The 23,146-nt window shown below is 67.8% G+C and carries 21 protein-coding genes; 14 read left to right on the forward strand and 7 right to left on the reverse strand.

Translation table 11 applies throughout. The annotated features are described in order from the left end of the window. The first annotated feature begins 164 nt into the window (after positions 1-164). From ACZK2R_RS22380 to ACZK2R_RS22405, 6 genes are all read left to right on the forward strand, one after another. Positions 165-1,319: an SIS domain-containing protein gene (locus tag ACZK2R_RS22380; RefSeq protein ID WP_180837675.1), complete on the forward strand. Its 1,155-nt coding sequence runs from the start codon at positions 165-167 to the stop codon at positions 1,317-1,319. After that, positions 1,312-2,250: an ROK family protein gene (locus tag ACZK2R_RS22385; RefSeq protein ID WP_065723643.1), complete on the forward strand. Its 939-nt coding sequence runs from the start codon at positions 1,312-1,314 to the stop codon at positions 2,248-2,250. The genes ACZK2R_RS22380 and ACZK2R_RS22385 overlap by 8 nt, the downstream gene beginning before the upstream one ends. A gap of 16 nt (positions 2,251-2,266) precedes the next feature. Further along, entirely contained in the window at positions 2,267-3,601 is a 1,335-nt protein-coding gene (locus tag ACZK2R_RS22390; protein ID WP_180837674.1) for a D-tagatose-bisphosphate aldolase, class II, non-catalytic subunit, read from the forward strand. Between the two features lie 33 nt (positions 3,602-3,634). Then, positions 3,635-4,411, forward strand: a complete 777-nt coding sequence (locus ACZK2R_RS22395) for a DeoR family transcriptional regulator (protein ID WP_012512390.1) — start codon at positions 3,635-3,637, stop codon at positions 4,409-4,411. Beyond that, the gene (nagA, locus tag ACZK2R_RS22400; protein ID WP_180837673.1) at positions 4,408-5,535 is read left to right on the forward strand and encodes an N-acetylglucosamine-6-phosphate deacetylase; all 1,128 of its coding nucleotides are present in this window, start codon (positions 4,408-4,410) and stop codon (positions 5,533-5,535) included. The genes ACZK2R_RS22395 and nagA overlap by 4 nt, the downstream gene beginning before the upstream one ends. Before the next feature lie 168 nt (positions 5,536-5,703). Continuing rightward, the gene (locus tag ACZK2R_RS22405; protein WP_180837672.1) at positions 5,704-7,482 is read left to right on the forward strand and encodes an MFS transporter; all 1,779 of its coding nucleotides are present in this window, start codon (positions 5,704-5,706) and stop codon (positions 7,480-7,482) included. Positions 7,483-7,533: 51 nt separating this feature from the next. On the opposite strand, the gene ACZK2R_RS22410 is transcribed toward ACZK2R_RS22405, so the two are convergent. The 5 genes from ACZK2R_RS22410 to ACZK2R_RS22430 form a co-directional block, all read right to left on the reverse strand. After that, the gene (locus tag ACZK2R_RS22410) at positions 7,534-7,950 is read right to left on the reverse strand and encodes a SecDF P1 head subdomain-containing protein (protein WP_219630880.1); all 417 of its coding nucleotides are present in this window, start codon (positions 7,948-7,950) and stop codon (positions 7,534-7,536) included. 50 nt (positions 7,951-8,000) lie between these two features. Continuing rightward, positions 8,001-8,552 carry an HdeD family acid-resistance protein gene (locus ACZK2R_RS22415; RefSeq protein ID WP_049461697.1) on the reverse strand — a complete coding sequence of 184 codons (552 nt, stop codon included), beginning with the start codon at positions 8,550-8,552 and terminating at the stop codon, positions 8,001-8,003. 58 nt (positions 8,553-8,610) lie between these two features. Next, on the reverse strand, positions 8,611-9,306 hold the full coding sequence (locus ACZK2R_RS22420; RefSeq protein ID WP_125895467.1) for a ComF family protein: 696 nt from the start codon (positions 9,304-9,306) through the stop codon (positions 8,611-8,613). A gap of 97 nt (positions 9,307-9,403) precedes the next feature. After that, positions 9,404-10,066: a hypothetical protein gene (locus tag ACZK2R_RS22425; RefSeq protein WP_125895468.1), complete on the reverse strand. Its 663-nt coding sequence runs from the start codon at positions 10,064-10,066 to the stop codon at positions 9,404-9,406. Beyond that, the gene (locus ACZK2R_RS22430; RefSeq protein ID WP_125895469.1) at positions 10,063-11,406 is read right to left on the reverse strand and encodes a chloride channel protein; all 1,344 of its coding nucleotides are present in this window, start codon (positions 11,404-11,406) and stop codon (positions 10,063-10,065) included. The genes ACZK2R_RS22425 and ACZK2R_RS22430 overlap by 4 nt, the downstream gene beginning before the upstream one ends. Positions 11,407-11,747: 341 nt before the next feature. Here ACZK2R_RS22430 and ACZK2R_RS22435 point away from each other — a divergent pair, with 341 nt between their 5' ends. The 6 genes from ACZK2R_RS22435 to bioC all read left to right on the forward strand — a co-directional run bounded on the left by ACZK2R_RS22435 (position 11,748) and on the right by bioC (position 18,150). After that, complete coding sequence (locus ACZK2R_RS22435; RefSeq protein WP_125895470.1) at positions 11,748-13,154, forward strand: hypothetical protein; 1,407 nt, start codon at positions 11,748-11,750, stop codon at positions 13,152-13,154. Positions 13,155-13,312: 158 nt separating this feature from the next. Continuing rightward, a complete protein-coding gene (bioB, locus tag ACZK2R_RS22440; RefSeq protein WP_125895471.1) occupies positions 13,313-14,356 on the forward strand; it encodes a biotin synthase BioB in 1,044 nt (347 codons plus the stop codon). A gap of 67 nt (positions 14,357-14,423) precedes the next feature. Continuing rightward, positions 14,424-15,647, forward strand: coding sequence for an 8-amino-7-oxononanoate synthase (gene bioF, locus ACZK2R_RS22445; RefSeq protein ID WP_180837671.1), 1,224 nt, complete (start codon positions 14,424-14,426; stop codon positions 15,645-15,647). A gap of 17 nt (positions 15,648-15,664) precedes the next feature. After that, positions 15,665-16,444: a pimeloyl-ACP methyl ester esterase BioH gene (gene bioH / locus ACZK2R_RS22450; protein WP_180837670.1), complete on the forward strand. Its 780-nt coding sequence runs from the start codon at positions 15,665-15,667 to the stop codon at positions 16,442-16,444. A gap of 29 nt (positions 16,445-16,473) precedes the next feature. Continuing rightward, on the forward strand, positions 16,474-17,253 hold the full coding sequence (locus tag ACZK2R_RS22455; RefSeq protein ID WP_180837669.1) for an SDR family oxidoreductase: 780 nt from the start codon (positions 16,474-16,476) through the stop codon (positions 17,251-17,253). Between the two features lie 12 nt (positions 17,254-17,265). Next, positions 17,266-18,150: a malonyl-ACP O-methyltransferase BioC gene (gene bioC, locus ACZK2R_RS22460; protein ID WP_153854759.1), complete on the forward strand. Its 885-nt coding sequence runs from the start codon at positions 17,266-17,268 to the stop codon at positions 18,148-18,150. Between the two features lie 256 nt (positions 18,151-18,406). On the opposite strand, the gene ACZK2R_RS22465 is transcribed toward bioC, so the two are convergent. Together ACZK2R_RS22465 and ACZK2R_RS22470 are read right to left on the reverse strand one after the other, a co-directional pair. Then, complete coding sequence (locus ACZK2R_RS22465) at positions 18,407-19,051, reverse strand: YdcF family protein (RefSeq protein WP_032127185.1); 645 nt, start codon at positions 19,049-19,051, stop codon at positions 18,407-18,409. Beyond that, the gene (locus ACZK2R_RS22470) at positions 19,036-19,998 is read right to left on the reverse strand and encodes a pyridoxal-phosphate dependent enzyme (RefSeq protein ID WP_049400864.1); all 963 of its coding nucleotides are present in this window, start codon (positions 19,996-19,998) and stop codon (positions 19,036-19,038) included. Before ACZK2R_RS22470 ends, ACZK2R_RS22465 begins: the two co-directional genes overlap by 16 nt. A gap of 159 nt (positions 19,999-20,157) precedes the next feature. Here ACZK2R_RS22470 and ACZK2R_RS22475 point away from each other — a divergent pair, with 159 nt between their 5' ends. Continuing rightward, on the forward strand, positions 20,158-20,643 hold the full coding sequence (locus tag ACZK2R_RS22475) for a hypothetical protein (protein WP_180837668.1): 486 nt from the start codon (positions 20,158-20,160) through the stop codon (positions 20,641-20,643). Between the two features lie 548 nt (positions 20,644-21,191). Next, entirely contained in the window at positions 21,192-23,081 is a 1,890-nt protein-coding gene (gene mnmG / locus ACZK2R_RS22480) for a tRNA uridine-5-carboxymethylaminomethyl(34) synthesis enzyme MnmG (protein ID WP_180837667.1), read from the forward strand. The last annotated feature ends 65 nt before the right edge of the window (positions 23,082-23,146 follow it).

Below are 23,146 nucleotides of genomic sequence, written 5' to 3' on the forward strand. Positions count from 1 at the left end.
CTCCTGTTAAGCATTGTGCGATACGGAATTCGGCTCGTTCTTTCGTTTTTCGGAGCACTCCACGGCGGGAAAAGTCATCACCCCATTTTCTTTCTTTTTACTTTCGATGTTTGACATTTCGAAAGAAAACGCAGATGGTGCGCTGGCCCAACTGGAACCTCTGAATGGACGTCACCCTGCTTTCCGATGTGTCCGCCTGGCAGCGCCTTGGCGGAGCCGATACCGCTACCGAAATCGCGCAGCAGCCTGCGCTGTGGGAAGCCCTCGCACAGGACCTGTCGCGTGCCCGCGACCGCCTGCAGGCCTTCCTCGGCGACAGCCTCAACGATCCCAACCAGCGCGTGCTGTTCACCGGCGCCGGCAGCTCCGGCTTCATCGCCGAAATGGTGGCCGATGCCATCAACGCGCAATGGCAGGCCGATGTGCGCGTGGTGCACACCACCAGCCTGCTGACCCACTCGGCGCTGTACCTGCAGCGCGACCGCCCGACCCTGCTGGTCTCGTTCGGCCGCAGCGGCTCCAGCCCGGAAAGCGTGGCGGCGGTGGACCGCGTGCGCAGCGACGTGGATGACGCGCGCTTCCTCGACATCACCTGCAATGCCGATGGCGAACTGGCCCGTCGTGGCGCCGGCCGTGCCGATACCTGCACTCTGCTGATGCCGTCGGCCAGCTGCGACCGTGCCTTCGCCATGACCAGCAGCCTGACCTGCATGCTGCTGGCCGCACTGACCGTGTTCGATCGTTCGCCGTGGGATGCGCGTGTGGCGCGCTTGAAGCAGATCGCCGCGCTGGCCCGCGAAGGCCTGGCACAGTGGGATGCACCGGTGGCGGCGCTGGCACAGCGCCCGTTCAACCGCATCATCTACCTCGGCAGCGGCCCGCTGGAAGCGCTGGCACGCGAGTGCGCGCTGAAGGTGCTGGAACTGACCGCCGGCCGCGTGCTGGCGCTGGCCAATACGCCGCTGGGCTTCCGCCATGGCCCGAAGTCGACGCTGGACGGCAACACCCTGGTGGTGGTGCTGCGCAGCGTGGAGCCGTTGGCGCGCCGCTACGAACAGGACCTGCTGGAAGAACTGCGCCGCGATGGCGTGGCCGGCCAGGTACTGGCGATCGGCCCGCATTCGGACATCGGTGCGGACGACGAGTACACCCTCACCGTACCGGCACTGGATGATCCGTGGCTGGCACCGGTGTGGCTGGGCTTCGCGCAGCTGTTCGCGCTGCAGCGCTCGGCTGCGCTGGGCCTGACTCCGGACAATCCGTTCCCGGATGGCACCGTCAACCGCGTGGTCAAGGGCGTCACCATCCACCATGGCTGAGCTGATCGCCCACGCCTGCTACGGCATCGACATCGGCGGCACCAAGATCGAGCTGGTGGCGTGCGATGCGGCGATGCAGGTCACCTGGCGCCGCCGCGTGGCCACGCCGCAGGGCGACTACGACGGTTTCCTGCAGGCGGTGGTGACCCTGGTCGCCGAGGCCGATGCCGCGCTGGGCCGCAGTGATGCGGCGATCGGCATCGCCCTGCCCGGCGTGCGCGACCGCCGCAGCGGCCGCCAGCTCAGCGCGAACGTGCCGGCGTTGACCGGCCACAGCGTGGCGGCCGACCTGCAGGCGCGCCTGCAGCGGCCGCTGCATTTCGGTAACGACCTGCAGTGTTTTGCCCTGTCGGAAGCACACGGCGGTGCCGCTGACGGCTACCCCAGCATGTTCGGCGCCATCCTCGGCACAGGCGCGGGCGGTGGTTTCTGCCTGCACGGCCGCTTGCTGTCCGGTTTCAACGGGCTGGCCGGCGAATGGGGCCACTGGAGCGTGCCCGGTCATCTGCTGCAGCGCCACGGCCTGCCGCTGATCGACTGCGCCTGTGGCCTGCAGGGCTGCGTGGAGCGCTATGTGTCCGGCAGCGGCGTGGCGATGATCGAACGCCACCTCGGTGGCAGCGCCGCAGATGCCAGCGCGGTGATTGCATTGGCCGAAGCCGGCGACGCCCGCGCGCGCAAGGCGCTGGACATCCATCGCGACCTGCTCGGCCATAGTCTGGCGGCGCTGGTGCTGGCGCTGGACCCGCACGTGATCGTGCTCGGCGGCGGTCTTTCGCAGTACGCGCCGCTGTACCAGCAACTGCCCGACGCCATCGCCGCCCATCTGTTCAAGGGTGTGCAGGTGCCACCGATCGTGCCGCCACGCTTCGGCGATGCCGGTGGCGCACGTGGTGCTGCCCTGCTCGCCTGCCAACCCTCGTTTTCCTGATGTCCGGAGCCTGACCATGTCCCCGTTGCAGACCCTGCTTGCCTCCCACCGCGCCGGTGCCAACGTCGGCCTGTACAGCGTCTGCTGCAGCAACGAGCAGGTGCTGCGCGCGGCCATGCACGTGGCGCTGGCACACGGCACCGTGCTGCTGATCGAGGCCACCTCCAACCAGGTCGACCAGTTCGGCGGCTACACCGGCATGACCCCGCCGCAGTACCGCGATTACGTGGGCACGCTGGCCGATGAGGAAGGCTTCCCGCGCGAACGGCTGATCCTGGGCGGTGACCACCTCGGCCCGAATGCCTGGCAGAAGCGCCCGGCCGCCGAAGCGATGACCCACGCGCGCGTGCTGATCGAAGCCTACGTCGCCGCCGGCTTCCACAAGATCCACCTGGACTGCAGCATGTCCTGCGCCGATGACCCGGTGCCGCTGCCCGATGCCATCGTCGCCGCGCGTTCGGCCGAGCTGGCCGAGATCGCCGAGCGCACCGCCGCCGAGCACGGCCTGCCGCCGCCGGTCTACGTGATCGGTACCGAAGTGCCGATTCCCGGTGGCGAAGCCTCGCTGGCCGAAGGCCTGCAGGTAACCACGCCGGCCGCCGCCGCGCAGACCCTGGCCATCCACCAGCAGGCGTTCGACACGCCGCAGCTTCGCGACGCGTGGCAGCGCGTGATCGCGATGGTGGTGCAGCCGGGCGTGGACTTCGACCACAGCAGCGTGCACGAGTACGACGCGGCCGCCGCCAGCACGCTGGCTGATTTCCTGGAACAGCAACCGCGCATCGTGTTCGAAGCGCATTCCACTGACTACCAGCGCGAAAGCGGCCTGCATGCACTGGTGCGCGATCACTTCGCCATCCTGAAGGTCGGCCCGGCCGCCACCTTCGCCTATCGCGAGGCGCTGTTCGCGCTGGCCGCGATCGAGGCCGAGCTGCTGCCGGCCGCGCAGTGCTCGCGCCTGCCGCAGGTGCTGGACGAGGTGATGCTGGCGCAGCCGAAATACTGGCAGTCCTACTACCAGGGCGATGACGCCACGCTTCGCCTGCTGCGCAGTTACTCCTTCAGCGACCGCTGCCGCTACTACTGGGGCGAGCCGGCGCTGGTGCAGGCGGTGCAGACCCTGTTCGCCAACCTGGAACAGCACGCGCCGCCGCTGGTACTGCTCAGCCAGCACCTGCCGGAGCAGTACCGCGCCGTGCGCGAGGGCAGCCTGGCCAACACCCCCACCGCCCTGGTGCAGCACCGCATCGGCCTGTGCCTGGGCGAATACGCCCGCGCCTGCAGCGCCAACCAGGCCGGCCCCCGCACGCAGAATGCGGGCTCGGCTGCCGGCGTTCCTGCGAACGGCTAATCTCTACCTTTTCCCGCGAAACCGAGAATGGCCATGCGCAACACCCGCTCCCGCCGGCAACAGATCCTGCAGCTGCTGATCGAGCATGGCTCGGTGCAGGTGGCCGATCTGGTCGAGCGCTTCGGCGTGTCGGCGGTGACCATCCGTGCCGACCTGACCCACTTCGAGTCGCAGGGCCTGGCCAACCGTACCCATGGCGGCGCCACGCTCGTTCGTACGCCGCCGCAGGAACAGGACATCCACGAGAAAGACGCGCTGAACCTGCCGCTGAAGGAATCGATCGGTGCGCGCGCTGCGCGCCTGGTGCAGCCCGGCGACAACATCATCATCGACTCCGGCTCGACCACGATGACCCTGGCCCGCCACCTGCGCGCGCATCGCGACGTGACGGTGATGACCAACGGCCTGAATATCGCCTGGGAACTGGCCAATGCCGCAGGCATCACCGTACTGCTGACCGGTGGGCTGCTGCGCCAGCAGTCGCTGTCGCTGCAGGGCAGCCAGGCCGAGGCCAGCCTCAATTCGTACAGCTTCGACACCCTGTTCCTGGGTGTGGACGGCCTGGACCTGCAGTTCGGCCTGACCACCCACGACGAGGCCGAAGCCCGCCTCAACCACCGCATGGTCGAGCGTGCGCGCCGCATCGTGGTGCTGACCGACGCCTCCAAGTTCGGCCGCGTCAGCCTGCACCGCATCGCCCTGCTGGATCAGATCCACGCCATCATCACCGACGCCGGCATTGACGACGCAACCCGTGAGGGGCTGCAGCGGCTGGGCATCGAAGTGATCATCGCCGAGCCCGCCGCATGACCGACACCCGCACTCTGCATGGCCGCATCCTCACCCCGCTGGGTTGGCGGCGCGGCCACGTCCACTTCGATTCGCAGGTGCGCCAGCTGCAGGTGGATGACCACAGCGGTGCTGACGACCTGCAGCTGCCGGTGATCCTGCCCGGCTTCATCGACCTGCATGTGCATGGCGCGGCCGGCGTGGACCTGATGCAGGGCGGCGACGTGGCACGCACCATCGCCCGCACCCATCTGCGCTTCGGTACCACCACGCTGCTGGCGACCACCATGACCGCCGGGCTGGACGAGATCAAGCACGCGCTGCAGGGCGTGGCCGCCACCATGGCGGCACCCGATGCAGACGCCGCCAGCATCGTCGGTGTGCATCTGGAAGGACCGTTCATCAGCCCGCAGCGTCTGGGTGCGCAGCCCAACCGCACGATCGAGGCGACGCTGGCACTGGTGCAGCAGCTGCATGCGCTGGCTCCGATCCGGGTGATGACGCTGGCCCCGGAAATCGGTGAACACACCGCGCTGATTCCCGCGCTCTCGGCGATGGGCATCCGCGTGCAGCTAGGTCACAGCGCCGGTACCTACGAGGAAGGCGTGGCCGCGCTGCAGGCCGGTGCCTCCGGCTTCACCCACCTGTTCAACGGCATGACCGGCGTCGATCACTATCGCCCGGGCATTGCAGCGGCGGCGTTGGCACATGCGCAGTACGCCGAGATCATTCCCGACCTGCAGCACATCCACCCCGGCGTGATCCGCCTGGCCGCGCGCGCGATCCCGCGCCTGTACGCGGTGACCGACGCCACCGCCGCCACCGGCATGCCCGATGGCGAGTACGCGCTGGGCGAACAGCGCGTGCACAAGTGCGGCGGCTGCGTGCGCCTGGCGACCGGTTCGCTGGCAGGTAGTGCACTGACCATGGACCAGGCGCTGCGCAACCTGGTGCAAGTGGGCCTGGAGCTGGCCGATGCCTCGCAGCGTGTTTCCACCTTCCCGGCGGACTACCTGGGCCTGGACGATCGCGGCCGCATCGCGCCCGACGCCCGTGCCGACCTGGTGGTGCTGGACGCCGAACTGCGCCTGCAGCAGGTGGTGGTTGGTGGGCGCGTAGTTGATTTGAACGCCGCAAACGCCTGATATCTGCGTTTTTGTAGAGTCGAGCCATGCTCGACTCACCGCGCAACGCGCGGTGCAGGGAACCTCGATATCGGAACGAAGAGCAGTCGAGCATGGCTCGACTCTACAGAAAGCAATCTGCGACGAACCGTCGCCGGGCATAGCCCGGCGCTACCACAGGAACTGCCGATGACCGCAAGCACCGCTCCGCGCTGGCCCGTACGCTACCTGCTCTTCATCGGCGGCCTCGGTGGCCTGCTGTATGGCATCGACATCGGCATCATCGCCGGCGCCCTGCCCTATCTTGAAGCGACTGCCAGCCACGCGTGGCAACTCAGCAGCCAGCAGCTCGGTTTTGTTGTGGCTGCGGTGCTGCTGGGCAGTGTGTTGTCCTCGCTGTTCGCCGGCATGATTGCCGACCTGATCGGCCGCCGCGGTGCGATGCTGCTGGCCGGGCTGCTGTTCACCGCCTCAATCCCGATCATGGCACTGGCCTCGGGCTACACGCCCCTGCTGCTCGGCCGGCTGCTGCAGGGCATCAGTGGCGGCCTGATCGGCGTGGTGATTCCGCTGTACCTGGCCGAAGTGCTCAGCCCCGAGCGACGCGGGCGCGGCGCGGCCATGTTCCAGCTGCTGCTGACCGTTGGCCTGGTGCTGGCTGCCCTGATCGGCCTCTACCACGCGCACGCCGTGGATGCCGCCGCCGAAGCCGTGCGCTCACTGCCGGTCGCGCAGCAGGCGCAGGAGCTGTTTGCGGTGAAGGACCACGCCTGGCGCACCATCTTCTGGACCTGCCTGGCGCCGGGCCTGCTGTTCTGCGCCGGCATCTTCTGGTTGTCCGAATCGCCGCGCTGGCTGGTGCGTCGCGGCCGCATCGATGATGCGCGCCGCAGCCTGCAGCGCGTGCTGCCCGCTTCGGAGGTGGAGCCGACGCTTGCACAGATCCAGGCACCGGAATCGAGCAGCGGCAGCGGCAAGCGCGACCCGCTGCTCAGCCGCCGCTACGTGGTGCCGTTCCTGCTCGCCTGCGTAGTGCTGGCCTGCACCCAGGCCACCGGCATCAACTCGGTGCTGGCCTACGCGGTGAACATTCTCAACCAGGCGGGCCTGTCCGGCTCGGTGGCCAATGGTGCCGATGTGGCGATCAAGCTGCTCAATGCGGTGATGACCGTGGTCGCGCTGCTGCTGGTCGACCGCAAGGGCCGCAAGTTCCTGCTGATGCTCGGCAGTGGCGGCATCTGCGTGGCCCTGCTGGCCGCCGCCACCCTCTTCTTCCAGGCCGAACGCGGTCGCACCGACGTGCAGCCGCAGCTGCAGGCGGCGGTCAGCGGCGATGGCCTGCAGCTGGTACTGGACGATACGCAGTGGCAGCGCTTGGGCGCTGGCATCGACAGCGAAGGCCGGCCGATGCAGCTGACCGTCTCCTACGCCTACGGTGACTTCACCAACGTGCGCGCCCTGCGCAGCGACAACCTGACCGACCGCGAGCTGCGCATCGAGCGCGCCGGCACCGTGCAGCCCGACAGCGTGATCGGCGCGTTCTTCCGCAAACTGCACCTGAACCCGTTCGCCGATCCGGCCGCTGCAGCGCAGGCGCCGCTGCGCATCGAACAGGCCCGCATCGGCCCGGTACCGCCGCCGGCGCATGGCTGGGCGGTGGCCGCCTGCATCCTGGTGTTCGTCGCGTTCTTCGCGGTTGGCCCCGGCGTCTGTGTGTGGCTGGCACTGTCGGAGCTGATGCCGAACCGCATCCGCTCCAACGGCATGAGCATCGCGCTGCTGATCAACCAGTTCGTGTCGACCACCATTGCCGCGATTTTCCTGCCCACGGTCGGCCACTACGGCTATGCCAGCATGTTCGTGTTCTGGGCGGCGTGCACCTTCGTGTTCTTCCTGGTGGCCGCGTTCTGGCTGCCGGAAACCAAGGGCAAGTCGCTGGAAGAAATCGAAGCACGGTTCGCCCGGTAGCGGTCGACCTTGGTCGACCTCCGCGCGCAGCGCGGGTTCATGGTGCGCCCGTCATTCGCCGGTGATGTGCCTGGCCAGTTCCCGCGCTTCGGCAACGCTGGACAAGCCGCTCAGCATCATCGATTCGCCGAACGGCCCCTGCACCGTCGCCACCATCAGCACGCGGCCATCCACGCTGATCGCCGCACGCTGGCCCACCAGTGCCGCGGTGCCATCGTGGATGCGCTGATGCGCCTCCGGCCGATAGCGGATCTGCAGGCCCGGCTGCTTGCCTTCATCCAGCACATAGCGCACATCGGCAATATCCGCGCTGCCGGCAATCGGCGGCTCGCGCAGGGCGAGGGTCTCGCCCTGCCACTGCGCCGGCGTACCCTTGCCCGCCGCATCGACCGCACTCAGGCGCACGTCCACGCCGGGGCGTGGCGCATGATCCTTGCCTGCCAACGCACCGGGCGTAGCGCCCGGCATGCATCCGGTCAGGGTCAACGCCATGCCCAGCAACAGGGGAAGCGCAGCCTTCACTTCAGCTTCCGCAGCTTGAACGCCACCAGCACCTGCAACAGCCCGTACAGCAGGCTGCCGATGCCGATCCACAGCGTGGTCACCGCAACGCCCGCATACGGGTTGGCCGCGAACAGCACGCCCAGCACCACCGCCAGCACGCCACTGAGGATCAGCAGCCACTCGCCCTGGATCTGCTTGCGCACGCGGATCGCGAACACGATGCGATAGATGCCGGCCACCAGCAGCCACGCTGCCAGAAACAGCACCAGCACGCTGGCGGTGGCCAGCGGATTGATCACCGCCAGGATGCCGAAACCCAGCGAGGCGATGGCATACAGCGCCAGCCAGCCACGCGAGGCACCGCTGCCGCCGCTGACCAGTGCGAACAGGCTGATGACACCTTCAACGATGGCCATCACACCCAGCGTCCATGCCAATGCCATGGCTGCAGACAGCGGCCAGCCGATGGCGACGATGCCAAAGCCCAGCGCAACCAGCCCATACAGCAGGAGGATCCACCAGCTGCGCCCAACCGCCGACAACAAGGGAGACAAGGGGGAATTCATGGCCACTCCTTCGATCCGGAACCGGGCTCATCCTAGCCCCTGGTGATGAAGAGGGCGATCACGGCGCCCGCGCGCAGACCCATACCCGCACCTCGTCCGCTCCCACCCACCGCAGCGTCTCCGCAACCTCCATCACCGTGCTGCCGGTGGTCATCACATCGTCCACCACGGTCAGTCGCGGCGGCACCGGACCACGTACATCGAACGCATCGAACAGGTTTTCCCTGCGCTGTTCGGCCGTACGCTCGGACTGCGGCGCGGTATGCCGCCGCCGGTACAGCCCTTGCCAGACCGGCATCGGCAGCAACCGGCATAGCTCGCCCGCCTGGTTGTAGCCGCGCTGGCGCAACCGGCGATTGTGCAGCGGAACCGGCACCAGTGGCGGACACCACCAGGGCGGCGGCGCGCGCTGCATCAACTGCGCGAGCAGGCGACCGGCGGCGAGATCCTGATGGAACTTGTAGCGCACCAGCAGCTGGTCGACCGGTGGCAGGTACAGCAGGCTGGCATGGGTAGCGGCCTGCGGTGGCGCTTCCTCGCGGCAGCTGCCGCAGACGATCAGGGCGTTGTCGGGCAGCGGCAATGCACAGCGCAGGCAGGCGCGGCCGGCCCACGGCAGGTCGGCAAGGCAGGCGCGGCACAGGTCAAGATCATCGTGGCCCGGGTCGCCGCAGACCAGACACCGCAGTGGCAGGAGCACGCGAAGCAGCACTGCGGGCCAATCCGCCGGTAGAGGGAGGTAGGCAAGAGGCATACCCCAACCTGCCCGCGCAGCGATGCCGGAACCATCACCGGCAACCACACCGGACGGTCAGGAAAGCGGACGCAGTGCTGTCGGCCGTCTCATCGGGTCAGTCACGCAGCGATGCCCGCCAAGCCACCAGGGCGGCGGCGGCACGCTGGGTCCTGTACTCATCCGGATTGACGCCCATCTCATTGCGCGCCATGCCGGCAAGGGCCATACACAGTTCCTGTTCGCCTGCACCGCGCAGGAGCTGGGACTCGATGCGATCTGCATAGGCGGCGTACTCGCCACGGCAGTCCGGATTGGCCTGGATGCCTATTGGATCCCAAACATAGTGCAGGACTTCATCCACCGCTCGGCCCAGTGCACCGCGCCTGCGGTCTGCCGTCTGACCGACCTCCTTCCAGTGTGGCGTGTTGTGCAGTGCCTCGAACGGCATCGGCACCGGCGATAACAGGTAGGAGATACCGTCTTCGTCCTGCTTGACGTGCCAGACGCCAATTCCGACATCCGCCATGTGCTCCGACAGCGGGAAAACGAAGGCAGGCAGCCACAACAGCTCGATGCGGCCATCTCCCTGCCAGCCCAGTGCGGTGAACATCCCGGCTGCGGTCTCCCGGTAGGCCTGCGCGGCAGGCTCGCCGACCAGTTGCCCCGGATCCAGCATGAACACCCGGTTGTCGATGTACTCGACCACGCTGCCATGGAACTCGCGCAAGCGCTCGGGCGGGTAATCGATGACCTGTTCAGGGGCGATGGTGTAGCTCATTTCGTGAAATCCTTTCCGCTGGGAGGCGAGTGTGGCGCGACGGCGGGCATCATCAACAACTCCGCCAACCCGCGATAGATCGGCACGCGGCACACCAGCCCGGACACGCCACGAGCGATCAGCACCGTGGCCAGGATCGGCAGCAGCAGATCGCCGCTGTCGGTCAGCTCCAGCGAAATCACCGCCGAGGTCAGCGGTGCCTGGGTGACGCCGGTCAGATAGGCGCACATGCCTAACAGTACAAATGCACGCGGGTCCACGCCAGGCATCAACACCGCCAGGTTGTGGCCAAGGCCGGCACCGACCGCCAGCGCCGGCGAGAACAGGCCGCCGGGAATACCGGCCACGTACGATGCGAGATTGGCCAGCAGCTTCATCAAACCAAATTCATGGCCCACCATCGCCTGCCCCTGCACCAGGCTGCGCGCCTGTTCGTAGCCGGTGCCGAACGCACCTTCACCGAAGACCAGGGCCAGCAGTACCACCACCAGGCCGCAGCCTGCGGCCAACAGAACCGGATGTCGCTGCCGCAACTGGCCCAGCCAACGTGGGCGGCCCGCCGCACTCGCCAGCACCGCACGCGCGAACAAGCCTCCGAGCAGCCCGGCCACCACGCCACACAGCAGGATCGCCAGCCAGCCCTGGCCCAGCGGTAGCCGCGCGCTTACATGGCCGAAATAGGTGTAGTTGCCCAGCAGGCCCAGCGACACCACGCCGCCCACGATCACCGCGGTCAGCAAGGTGCCGGAGAAACGATGCTCGAAGCGGCCGCTGAGCTCTTCGATGGCGAAGACGATACCGGCCAACGGCGTGTTGAACGCCGCCGCGATGCCTGCCGCGCCACCGGCCAGCAGGAAGTGCGAGAGCTCGCGCGGGTCCTTGAAGCCGAACCAGCGGCCGAACAGGTACATCAGGCTGGCACCCACATGCACCGTCGGGCCCTCGCGCCCGACCGACGCGCCGCCAAGCAGCGACAACGAGGTCAGCAACAGCTTGCCGGCCGAGACCGCAGGCGAAAGATTGGTCCTGCGAAACAACTCATCCGGCTTGTCCAACGCGGCGATGACCTGCGGAATGCCGCTGCCCCGCGTGGGCTTCAGCACGCCCGCGGTCAACCAGGCCAACAGCGCGAAGATGCCGGGCGTAAGCAGCAGGGCCCACCACCGCGAGTGCGCGGTGATGCGCTGGAACAGATGGAAGGCCGCGTCGCTGGCCTTGGCGAACAGGATGGCCACCAGTGCCACGGCCACGGCGCCGCCCCAGAGCGCGGCACGGCGGCGCCAGGCCTCGCTGAGAACCAGCGCGGTGATGCGGCCGCGGAGGCGATGGAGATCAGTCATGGGGCAGAGTCTGCGCGCCAGCGCTTTGGTTGGGCAGCGGCCACTGTGGCCGAAGGCCTTGCAGGATGTGGTGAATACGCTCACGCGCCGGGAACCGCATGCTTTGGCAGCAATGGCATGCCGTCCCACATGCGTGAAGGCCGGCCGATTCCTGCCGGGTTCGTCCACCGCGCCTCGTGGAGGTAGCATTGCAGCCGCTGCCCTCTGGGGAGGGGTGCAGCTCCGCCGGCAACGAAAGGCCGCCACCGCTCGTCATCGCGGTAGCGCTTGCCAGCACCTGCGTGCCGACATCTGCGTGAATTGCTTCGTTCTCGACATCCTCAATGACAATGGAGTGTGAGATGAATGCCTACGACCCGCTGGATCACATCATCCATCTTCGTGATGGCACGCTGCAGGAATCAGACCTTCGCCGGATTGTCGGTCGCGCGCTGCAGGCTAGGTCACCTTCCGGAATCGTCATCCATGTACATGGCGGCCGCGTTTCGCAGAAGCGTGGACGGCGCATCGCAGAAACCCTGCATGACCCCTATGTGCGGGCACAGGCCTACCCCTTGTTCTTCGTCTGGGAAACGGGTGACATCGAAGCTCCGTTGAACAACCTGGGCGAGATCCTGGGTGCAGTACTCGCCAAACTGCTCTTCAGGAAAGTCCAGGACAAGATCCTTGAAAAGCTCGGCGGTGAACAGGCATTCACGCCCGGCATGAAGATCCTCAACGCCGCGCCACACGACGAGGAGAGCCTTTCGGCAGATCTCGCACAGGAGTTCGCTGAAGATCCCGAGGTGAACCAGGCCCTTGCCGAGGCCCGGGAGGATTACAGGGAGGCGACGCTGACGCCCGTAAACAAGATGCTGGCACATGAACCGCCAGCCGAACACGCGGCCATCGTCAACGAGCGCACGGCAATGGAACTGTTTGGCACTCCGTCACCCAACAAGGCCGTAGCATTGAACTGGATCGCGCTGGCCATCAAGGTGGCCAGACTGGTGATACGCGTTTGGCAACGCCAGCACAGTGGCCGGGGCCGGCCAGGTGCCGTCTCCGCCGTGATCGTGGAAGAAGTACTGCGAGAGTTCTATCTCGATGACGTGGGGCGCATCGGCTGGTGGAATCCCATGAAGAAGGATGCACAGGATTCATTCGACGGCCCGGCATCGGGTGGCGTCAGATTCCTGCGCGAGCTGCACAGGCAGTTGCAGTCCGAAGCCTCTGTTCCCCGCATCACGCTCGTCGGCCACAGCGCCGGCAGCATCTTCCTGTGCGAGCTGTTGGACCAGGCGGCGCAGATCCTTCCGGATCTGAAGTTCGACCTTATTCTCGAAGCGCCTGCGGTGACGTGTCGTCGGTTCGCGCGTGCCATCTCGAAGCACGAGGACCGAATCGGGAGGTTCCGGCAATTGGCGATGAAGGATGCCGACGAAGCCAACGAGCGCTCACTGTTCTTTCCCGGTTCGCTGCTCTACATCGTGTCCAACATCTTCGAAGATGCTGCCGATGAGCCTCTGCTCGGCATGGAGCGCTTCTTCACCCGGGAGAACGTCTATCGCAACTCTGCGGCGTGGGCAGACATCTCGGCCTGCCAGGCGTTCTTCGCCCGGAAGGGAAAAAGCGCGGTGAGCTGGTGGACCCTTGATGACCTCAATGCCGACCAGCGCGAAGGTTGGGGCCACGGCTACTTCGATGACGGTCCCTTCATCCTCGGCAAGGTGACCGCGTTGATCAGCGAAACACCGCACACGCCTTGATGCCGATCACTTTTCGCGCTCGACGACAGAAGCAACGCTCCGGGCGGGATCGCCCGGAGTGCAAACACTGTAAACCATGTGAACATGAATATTGTTGACAGCCTGCGCACGCCCACCCACACTGCCGCCCTCGCTCCACTCGTACCCAAGGTCCCGCCATGGCTGCCGCCATCCGCCACGACTGGCAACACGACGAACTGCAGGCGCTATTCGATCTGCCGTTCCCCGAGCTGCTGTTCCGCGCCGCAGCGGTCCATCGCGAGCACTTCGACCCGTCGCAGGTGCAGGTTTCCACGCTGCTGTCGGTGAAGACCGGCGGCTGCCCGGAAGACTGCGCGTACTGCCCGCAGGCGCAGCGCTACAGCACCGGGGTGAACGCGCAGAAGCTGATGGAGACCGACGCGGTGCTGGCCAAGGCACGCCAGGCCAAGGCCGCCGGTGCCTCGCGCTTCTGCATGGGTGCCGCGTGGCGATCGCCGAAGGACCGCGACATTCCGAAGGTGGCGGCGATGATCGCCGGGGTGAAGGCACTGGGCCTGGAGACCTGCGCCACGCTGGGCATGCTCAGCGGCGAGCAGGCGCGTGCGCTGAAGGATGCGGGCCTGGACTACTACAACCACAACCTCGACACCGCGCCGGACTACTACGATTCGATCATCCACACGCGCCAGTACCAGGACCGTCTGGATACGCTGGAGCACGTGCGCGATGCCGGCTTGAAGACCTGCTGCGGTGGCATCGTCGGCATGGGCGAGACGCGCGCGCAGCGCGTCGGCCTGCTGCTGGCGCTGGCCTCGCTGCCGGCACATCCCGATTCGGTGCCGATCAACAAGCTGGTACAGGTGGCGGGCACGCCCCTGCATGGCAGTGCCGAACTGGACCCGTTCGAGTTCGTGCGCATGATGGCGGTGGCACGCATCGCCATGCCGCGCTCGATGGTGCGGCTGTCGGCCGGGCGCGAGGCGATGAGCGACGAACTGCAGGCGCTGTGTTTCCTTGCCGGTGCCAATTCGATCTTCTACGGCGACAAGCTGCTGACCACCGGCAACCCGGAGAGCGAGCGCGACCTGGCGCTGTTCGCGCGGCTGGGACTGCAGCCGATGTCGGTGCAGGTGGATGCCGAGGGCCACGACCACGGCGGCACCGTGCACGCCGATATCAGTGCCGATACGCCCGGCTGTGGCTGCGCTCACGCGGCCTGAGACGGGCCGCAAGCAGGCGCCGCGGCAACGCGCTACCCTAGCCGCCCCGTCGACGCATTCAGCCACCATGGCCCGCCCCGACCTGACCGCCCGCCTCCACGCCCAGCGCGCCCTGCGCGATGCCCAAGGCCGTCGCCGCCCGCGACGCACGGTCAGCCGTCGTGATGGCGTGCGCCTGGAAGTGGACGGCCAGTGGCTGACCGGCTTCTGCAGCAATGATTACCTGGGCCTGGCCCAGCAGTTCAGCGTGGTCAATGCGCTGCAGGATGCTGCCGCGCGCGAAGGTGCTGGCGCTGGTGCCTCGCACCTGGTCTGCGGCCACCACGCCCTGCACGAGGCACTTGAACGCGAAGTGGCCGAGTGGCTGGGCTATCCGCGTGCGCTGCTGTTCGGCAGTGGCTTCGCAGCCAACCTGGCGGTGCAGCAGGCATTGCTGAGCGAAGAGAACGATGTCTGCGTGCAGGACAAGCTCAACCACGCCAGCCTGCTCGATGCGACGCGGTTGGCCGGTGCACGCCTGCGCCGCTATCCGCATCTGGATGCAGAAGGCGCGATGCGTCAGCTCAAGCACGCGCCCGATGGCGCGGCGATGCTGGCCACCGATGGTGTCTTCAGCATGGATGGCGACATCGCACCGCTGCGTGCATTGTCGCTTGTGGCACGCCTGCAGCAGGCGCTGTTCTACGTCGATGACGCGCACGGCGTGGGCGTGGTCGGTGATGGCCGTGGTGCCGTGGCCGCCGCCGGGCTGGGCGTGGACGACGTACCGCTGCAACTGGTCACGCTGGGCAAGGCACTGGGCGGTTCCGGTGCACTGGTACTGGGCCGTGACGACCTGATCGAGCATCTGGCCGAAACCGCGCGCCCGTACATCTACACCACCGCCGTGCCACCGGCGATGGCCGCTGCGGCGCTTGAAGCAGTGCGCCTGGCGCGCCGCGACCACTGGCGCCGCACCAAACTGACCGACCTGATCGCGCTGTTCCGCAGTGAAGCACGTCGCCACGGCCTGGACCTGATGGCTTCGGAAACGCCGATCCAGCCGCTGCTATGTGGTGATGATCATACCGCCGTGGCGATGTCCACGACGCTGGAACAGGCCGGCTGGCTGGTCGGCGCAATCCGCCCACCGACGGTGCCGGAAGGCAAGGCACGCTTGCGCGTCACCCTGTCCGCACTGCATACGCCGGAACAGGTGCGCGGCCTGGTGGAGGCCATCGCCAGCGCGCGCGATCGCGTGACCCTGGCCGTGCGTGAAGCCGCGCCACCGCCGCTGCCCGCTTATGCCTGAGTTCCGTGTAGTTCCCCATGCATATTGAAGTGACCGGCCGTGGGCCGGACCTGGTTCTGATCCACGGCTGGGCCCTGCAGGGCGGTGTGTTCGCACCACTGGTGCAGCGCCTGGCGGACCAGTTCACCCTGCACCTGGTAGACCTGCCCGGCCATGGCCACAGCCGCGAGGACACCACGCCGCTGCGCCTGCCGTTCGTGGTCAACGCGATTGCGGCGGCGACGCCACCGGCGGTGTGGTGCGGCTGGTCGCTGGGCGGCCTGTTCGCGCTGCATGCTGCCGCGACGCTGCCAAAGGTGCGCGGGCTGGCGATGATCGCGGCCACGCCGCGCTTCGTGCGTGGCGAAGACTGGCCGGACGCGGTGGAACCGGCCGTGTTCGAGCAGTTCGGGCGCGAGCTGGCCAGCGACTTCGGTGGCACCCTGGAGCGCTTCCTGGCGCTGGATGTGATGGGCTCGGCACACGCCCGCGAGGAGCTGCGCACGCTGCGCCAGCGCCTGGTCGAGCGCGGTGCGCCCACCGAACGCGCCCTGCTGGAAGGCCTGCGCCTGCTGGAAGGCACCGACCTGCGCGGCGCACTGCCGACACTGGGTAAACCCAGCCTGTGGATCGCCGGCCAACGCGACCGGCTGGTGTCTCCGGCGGCGATGCAGGCCGCCGCGGCACTGGCCCCGGGCGGGCAGGCGCTGACCATCGCCCACGGCGGCCATGCGCCCTTCCTCGGCCATGCCGACGAGGTCGCCGCCGCCCTGCAACACTTCGTTGCCGGCCTGTCACCGGCCGATGGCGGACAATGAGCGCCTTCCGAATTCCGCAGGATTGACGCATGGATCTGGGTATCAATGGCCGCTGGGCACTGGTCTGCGGCGCAAGCAAGGGGCTGGGCCTGGGCTGCGCGCGTGCGCTGGTGCGTGAAGGCGTCAACGTGGTGATCGTGGCCCGCGGTGAAGCCGCCCTGCAGGCCGCCGCTGAAGAGCTGCGCGCGCTGGCCGGTGCCGCCGAGGTGCGCGCGGTCGCCGCCGACGTCACCACCGAAGCCGGCCGTACCGCAGCACTGGCCGCGTGCCCGCAGGTGGACATCGTGGTCAACAACGCCGGTGGCCCGCCGCCCGGTGATTTCCGCACCTTCGAGCGCGACGACTGGATTGCCGCGCTGGACGCCAACATGCTGGCGCCGATCGCGCTGATCCGCGCCACCGTCGACGCGATGATCGAGCGCGGCTTCGGCCGTATCGTCAACATCACCTCGTCGGCGGTGAAAGCCCCGATCGATATCCTGGCGCTGTCCAACGGCGCGCGCAGTGGCCTGACCGGTTTCGTCGCCGGCCTGTCGCGCCGCACCGTGGCCCACAACGTCACCATCAACAACCTGCTGCCCGGCCAGTTCGACACCGACCGCCTGCGCGCCAACTTCGCCCACAGTGCGGGCAAGGACGGCGACGCCGGCGAAGTGGCCGAACGCCGCCGCCAGCAGATCCCCGCCGGCCGCTTCGGCACACCCGACGAATTCGGCGCCGCCTGCGCCTTCCTGTGCAGTGCACAGGCCGGTTACCTCACCGGGCAGAACCTGCTGATCGACGGCGGCGCCTACCCCGGTACGTTCTAAGAGACTTTCGCAATGCCGTCCCACTTCGATGCCCGCCACGTCCGCCGCGCGTTCGCCCGTGCCGCCAACAGCTACGACGCCGCCGCCGCCCTGCAGCGCGAAGTGCAGTCGCGGCTGATCGAATCGCTGGACTACCTGGAGGCACGCAAGCCCGAGGTGGTGCTGGACATTGGTGCCGGCACCGGCCATGCCAGCGCGTTGATGAAGAAGCGCTGGCCGAAGGCGCAGGTGATCGCGCTGGACGTGGCGCTGCCGATGCTGGACCAGGCCAAGCGCCAGGCCGGCTGGTGGAAGCCGTTCCAGCGCCTGTGCGGTGACGCCGCCGCGCTGCCGCTGGCCGACAACAGCGTGGACGTGATCTTCAGCAACCTGTGCCTGCAGTGGGTGGACGACCTGCCGGCGGTGTTTGCCGGGTTCCGCCGTGTGCTCAAGCCCGGTGGCCTGCTGCTGTGTTCCACCTTCGGCCCGGAAACGCTGGTGGAACTCAACGAGGCGTTCGCGGCCGCCGATGACCGCCCGCACGTGAGCCGCTTCGCGCAGATCGCCCAGTTCGGCGATGCGCTGATGATGGCCGGCTTCCGCGACCCGGTGCTGGACCGCGATCTGTTCACCCTGACCTATGATGACCTTCCGTCATTGATGCGCGAACTGCGCGCGATGGGCGCAACCAATGCACGGGTGGACCGACGCCACACGCTGACCGGGCGTGGCCGTTTCGCCGCTGCTGCAGCGGCGTATGAACCGATGCGTCGTGCCGACGGCAAGCTGCCGAGCAGCTGGGAAGTGATCTATGCCCACGCCTGGGCACCGGACCCGGGCGCACCGATCCGCGAAGGCGGGCATGACGTGGCCGCGGTGCCGGTGTCGGCAATTCCGATCCGGCGCAAGCAGACCTGATCATCCGGTAGTGCCGGCCGCTGGCGGGCAACTTCACGATTCCATGCTGGGCATCTGCCGGCCAGCGGCCGGCACTACCGCATGCCACGCCGTACGCGAATCGCTCTGGTAGGTGCCAACCTTGGTTGGCACACCCCATCAGATCGCGGTGCCGCCAGCAGTGTGCCGCCCAAGGTCGGCACCTACCAAAGGCGGGTATGGGCCGGCACGTGAACCGGGTAGCGCCGGGCCATGCCCGGCGAGCGCAGCGGCACCCTCAGGTATTGGCCGGCGAACTCAGCGGCGGGCGCACCAGGTCACGGTGGAAGAAATAGATTTCCTGCACCAGGAAGCGCCAGCTGGTGTGGAAGCTGCGGAAGCGCGTGCTGGGCGTGGACGAGGCCAGCGCATCGATGCCCAGCGCCTTGCTCAGGCGCAGCGCGCGCGCCATGTGCAGCGGATCGCTGACGATGATCACCCGGTGCAGGTCGCGCTGGTCCATCAGCCGCTTGGCTTCAACCAGGTTCTGCACGGTATTGCGCGAGGCGGTTTCGATCAGGATCGCATCGTCCGGCACGCCATGTTTCAGCGCATAACGCCGCGCCACCTGCGATTCGGAAAAACGCGCACCGGTGCCACCGTAGCCGCCGGTGAAGATCAGCAGCGGCGCGTACTGGGCCTCGTACAGGTCCAGCCCATGCCGGATACGCTCTTCGAACACCGGTGACGGTTTGGCGTCATAGGCGGCCGCACCCAGCACGATGATGGCGTCGGCCTTGGCGGCCTGGTCACGCTCGCCGACCCAGACGATCCAGGCAGTCACGCCCAGCAGCCAGATCACCAGCAGGACAAACAGCCGCCACAGCCAGCCCAGCAGGCCGGTGCGAGGCCGCTGCCGGTCGCGGCTCACGGCGCGCCCCAGCGCAGCGCTGGCAGGTCGACGTTGCCGCCGGACAGCACCAGGCCCACGCGCAGTCCGGCGAAACGTTGCGGCTGCGCCAGCACCGCAGCCAGCACGGTGGCCGAGGACGGCTCGACCACCTGCTTGAGCACCTCCCACAGCAGGCGCATCGCGGCCATCGTCGCCGCGTCATCGACCACGATCACCTCGGCACCGGCCGCGCGCAGCAACTCGAAATTGGGCGCGCCGATCAGGGTACGCAGGCCATCGCAGATCGTGTCCGGGGTGAACGCGTCCTGGCGCTCGCCAGCGGCCAGCGAGCGCGCGGTATCGTCGGCACCGGCCGGCTCGGCCAGCACCAGACGGGTCTGCGGGCTGGCGTGCTGCAGCGCCAGCGCAGTGCCGCTGGCGAGGCCGCCGCCGCCCACCGGCACCACCAGCACGTCGAACGGGCCGTCGCTGTGCAGCAGTTCCAGGGCGGCGGTGCCCTGCCCGGCCATCACCGCCGGATTCGTATAGGGATGCACCAGGGTCGCGCCGGTGTCGGCCTGCACCTTGGCGCAGGTGGCCTCACGGTCGGCAATGGTCGGCGGGCAGTGCCAGAGCGTGGCGCCATGGCGCGCAATATTGGCCAGCTTGGCCGCCACCGCACCTTCCGGCACCACCACGTGACAGGGAATGCCACGGGTGCGTGCGGCCAGCGCCAGGGCGGCGCCGTGATTGCCAGAGGAGTGGGTGACCACGCCGGCACTGGCGGAATCAGCCTCCAGCGACCACACCGCGTTGCAGGCACCGCGGAACTTGAACGCACCACCACGCTGCAGGTGCTCGGCCTTGAAGGCCAGCTGTGCCCCGGCCAGCGCATCGAGCGTGTGCGAGCGCAGCACCGGGGTCACGCTGGCATGCGGGGCGATCCTCGCGGCAGCAAGCAGGACGTCGTCGGCGCGGGGCAACAGTGAATCGCTCATGACGCAAGATTAACGTATGCCCCCGCGCTGGCGACCGGGACACAGGTCATGCCAGCATGCAGCCCTACGCCTCCATTCATCCTGGCCGGCGGAATTAAGGGCCGATTCAACGCTGGCGCCCGAAGCTGACTGCACACCCGTCCTCTGGGGGGACCCACCATGAAAATGCGCCTGATGCTTGCCGGTGGCCTGTTGCTGGCCCTGACCGGCTGCACCACCTACGACTATGTCGGCGGCGGCCGCAGCGGCAGCTACTACCACGGTGCGCCGTCGGTGGAATACCGCTACCCGGCCGGCTACCCCTACAACTACGGCCCCTACTACGGTGGCTATGGCGGCTACTACGGCGGCTACGGCAACCCGTATTACTCGCGCCCGATCTACCGCCCGCCGCACAACCACCGCCCGCCGCCGCGTCCGGGCAATGGCGGCGAGCACCGTCCGCCGCCGCCGTCGCGACCGTCGTACAACGGGGGTTCGCCGTGGCGGAACATGGACTCCATGCGCCGCCCGCCGCAATCGAACGCCCAGCCGTCGGCGCCCCCGCCGCAGACCCGTCCGACACCGGCACCGAGTGCGCCGAGGATGAACGGTTCCCCTTGGCGCAACATGGATCGTGCGACGCAGCGCACAGTTGAGCGCTGAACCGTCTTGCATTTCACACGGTCTAAGCCGCAATCTACGCGGACAGTGACGGCCCACGTCACAAAGTGACAAAAACGACACGGGCCGCCGCAAAAAGCTCTACGTCGATATCCGACAGGAACATCTGGATCCCCCCTGTTCCGGCCCTGTCGGATGTCGGCACCTCTGAAGACAGACGGCCCCGCAATGCGGGGCCGTTTGTTTTGTTGGGTCGCCAACCGCCGAGGGCCCCAGCGTCAGTAGCTCCACGCCATGCGTGGATGGCGCCTTCCCGACAGCCGCAAAAAAACAGGGCCGGACAGTCCCCCGACTGCCGGCCCTCTGCTCCCCCACCGTGCGCCTGTACCGGCCCCTGTTCCAATTCCGGTCACGGGCGCCTACGGCGCCAGCCACGGTGGGTGCTATTGGGTTATCTGCAAAAATCCTGCCAACTTTAGGGCTGATTTCGGCGCTGGCCGGCCGGCGGCGACGTCCCGGCCCCGAATGGCGCTAAAATCGCCACCCCGGCGCCACCTCCGGCCGCGCCCGCCCCCAGCTGAACAGCCCCCATGAATCCGTCCTTCCATCGTTACGACGTCATCGTCATCGGCGGTGGCCACGCTGGCACCGAAGCCGCGCTGGCCGCGGCCCGCACCGGCGTGCGCACCCTGCTGCTGACCCACAACATCGAAACGGTGGGTGCGATGAGCTGCAACCCGGCCATCGGCGGCATCGGCAAGGGCCACCTGGTCAAGGAGATCGACGCGCTGGGCGGTGCGATGGCGCATGCCGCCGACCGCGCCGGCATCCAGTGGCGCACGCTCAATGCCTCCAAGGGCCCGGCCGTGCGCGCCACCCGCTGCCAGGCCGACCGCAACCTGTACCGCATGGCGATCCGCGCCATCGTCGAAGGCCAGGCCAACCTGACCGTGTTCCAGGCCGCCGTGGACGACCTGGTCATCGAAGGCGACGCCGTGCGCGGGGTCATCACCCAGACCGGCCTGCGCTTCGATGCCGAGGCCGTGGTGCTGACCGCCGGCACCTTCCTGGCCGGCAAGATCCATGTCGGCCCGACCCAGTACGCCGCCGGCCGCATGGGCGACCCGCCGGCCACCACGCTGGCCGCGCGGCTGCGCGAGCGCCCGTTCCAGGTGGACCGCCTGAAGACCGGCACGCCGCCGCGCATCGATGGCCGCTCGCTGGACTACAGCGTGATGGACGAGCAGCCCGGCGATTCGCCGCGGCCGGTGATGTCCTTCCTCGGCTCGGTGGACGAGCATCCGCAGCAGGTCAGCTGCTGGATCACCCACACCACTGAACAGACCCATCAGATCATCCGCGACGCGCTGCACCGCTCGCCGCTGTACAGCGGCCAGATCGAAGGCATCGGCCCGCGCTACTGCCCGTCCATCGAGGACAAGGTGGTGCGCTTCGCCGATAAGGCCAGCCACCAGATTTTCGTCGAACCCGAAGGCCTGGGCATCGTCGAGATCTACCCCAACGGCATCTCCACCTCGCTGCCGTTCGACGTGCAGCTGGAGATGGTGCGCAGCATCCGTGGCTTCGAGAACGCACACATCACCCGCCCCGGCTACGCGATCGAGTACGACTTCTTCGACCCGCGCGGGCTGAAGGCCTCGCTGGAGACCAAGCTGGTCAACGGCCTGTTCTTCGCCGGCCAGATCAACGGCACCACCGGCTATGAAGAAGCCGCCGCGCAGGGCCTGCTGGCCGGCCTCAACGCCGCACGCCAGGTGCGCGGGCTGGACGGCTGGTGCCCGCGTCGCGACGAGGCCTACCTGGGCGTGCTGGTGGATGACCTGATCACCCACGGCACCAACGAGCCGTACCGCATGTTCACCAGCCGCGCCGAGTACCGCCTGCAGCTGCGCGAGGACAATGCCGACCAGCGCCTGACCCCGACCGGCCGCGAAATGGGCCTGGTGGATGATCGCCGCTGGAGCGCGTTCGAGACCAAGCAGGCCGCCGTCGCTGCCGAGCGCGCACGCCTGGGTGCGCTGTGGGCAACCCCGGCCAATGCACTGGGCCGCGAAGTGAACGAGACGCTGGGCGTGGCGGTCAGTCGCGAGAGCAACGTGCTGGACCTGATCAAGCGCCCCGAGCTGGATTACGCCAAGCTGATGCAGGTGCCCTCGCTGGGCCCGGCGGTGGCTGATGGTAAGGTTGCCGAGCAGGTGGAGATCGGCGTGAAGTACGCCGGCTACCTGGACCGCCAGCGCGAGGAGATCGAGCGCCAGCAGCGGCACGAAGCCACGCCGATCGCTGAAGCCTTCGATTACGCGACGGTGCGCGGGCTGTCGGCCGAAGCGCTGCAGAAGCTGGAGCGCGTACGCCCGCAGACCATCGGCCAGGCACAGCGCATTCCGGGCATGACCCCGGCAGCGATCTCGCTGCTGCTGGTGCACCTGGAGCGCGCACGCCGGGGACGCGTGGCGTAACACGAGCGCGATAGATGCCATCCACGCATGGCGTGGATCTACTGCAATGCTGCGCGCGATCCGCT

Source organism: Stenotrophomonas sp. 96582_Sma (genome assembly GCF_056480905.1).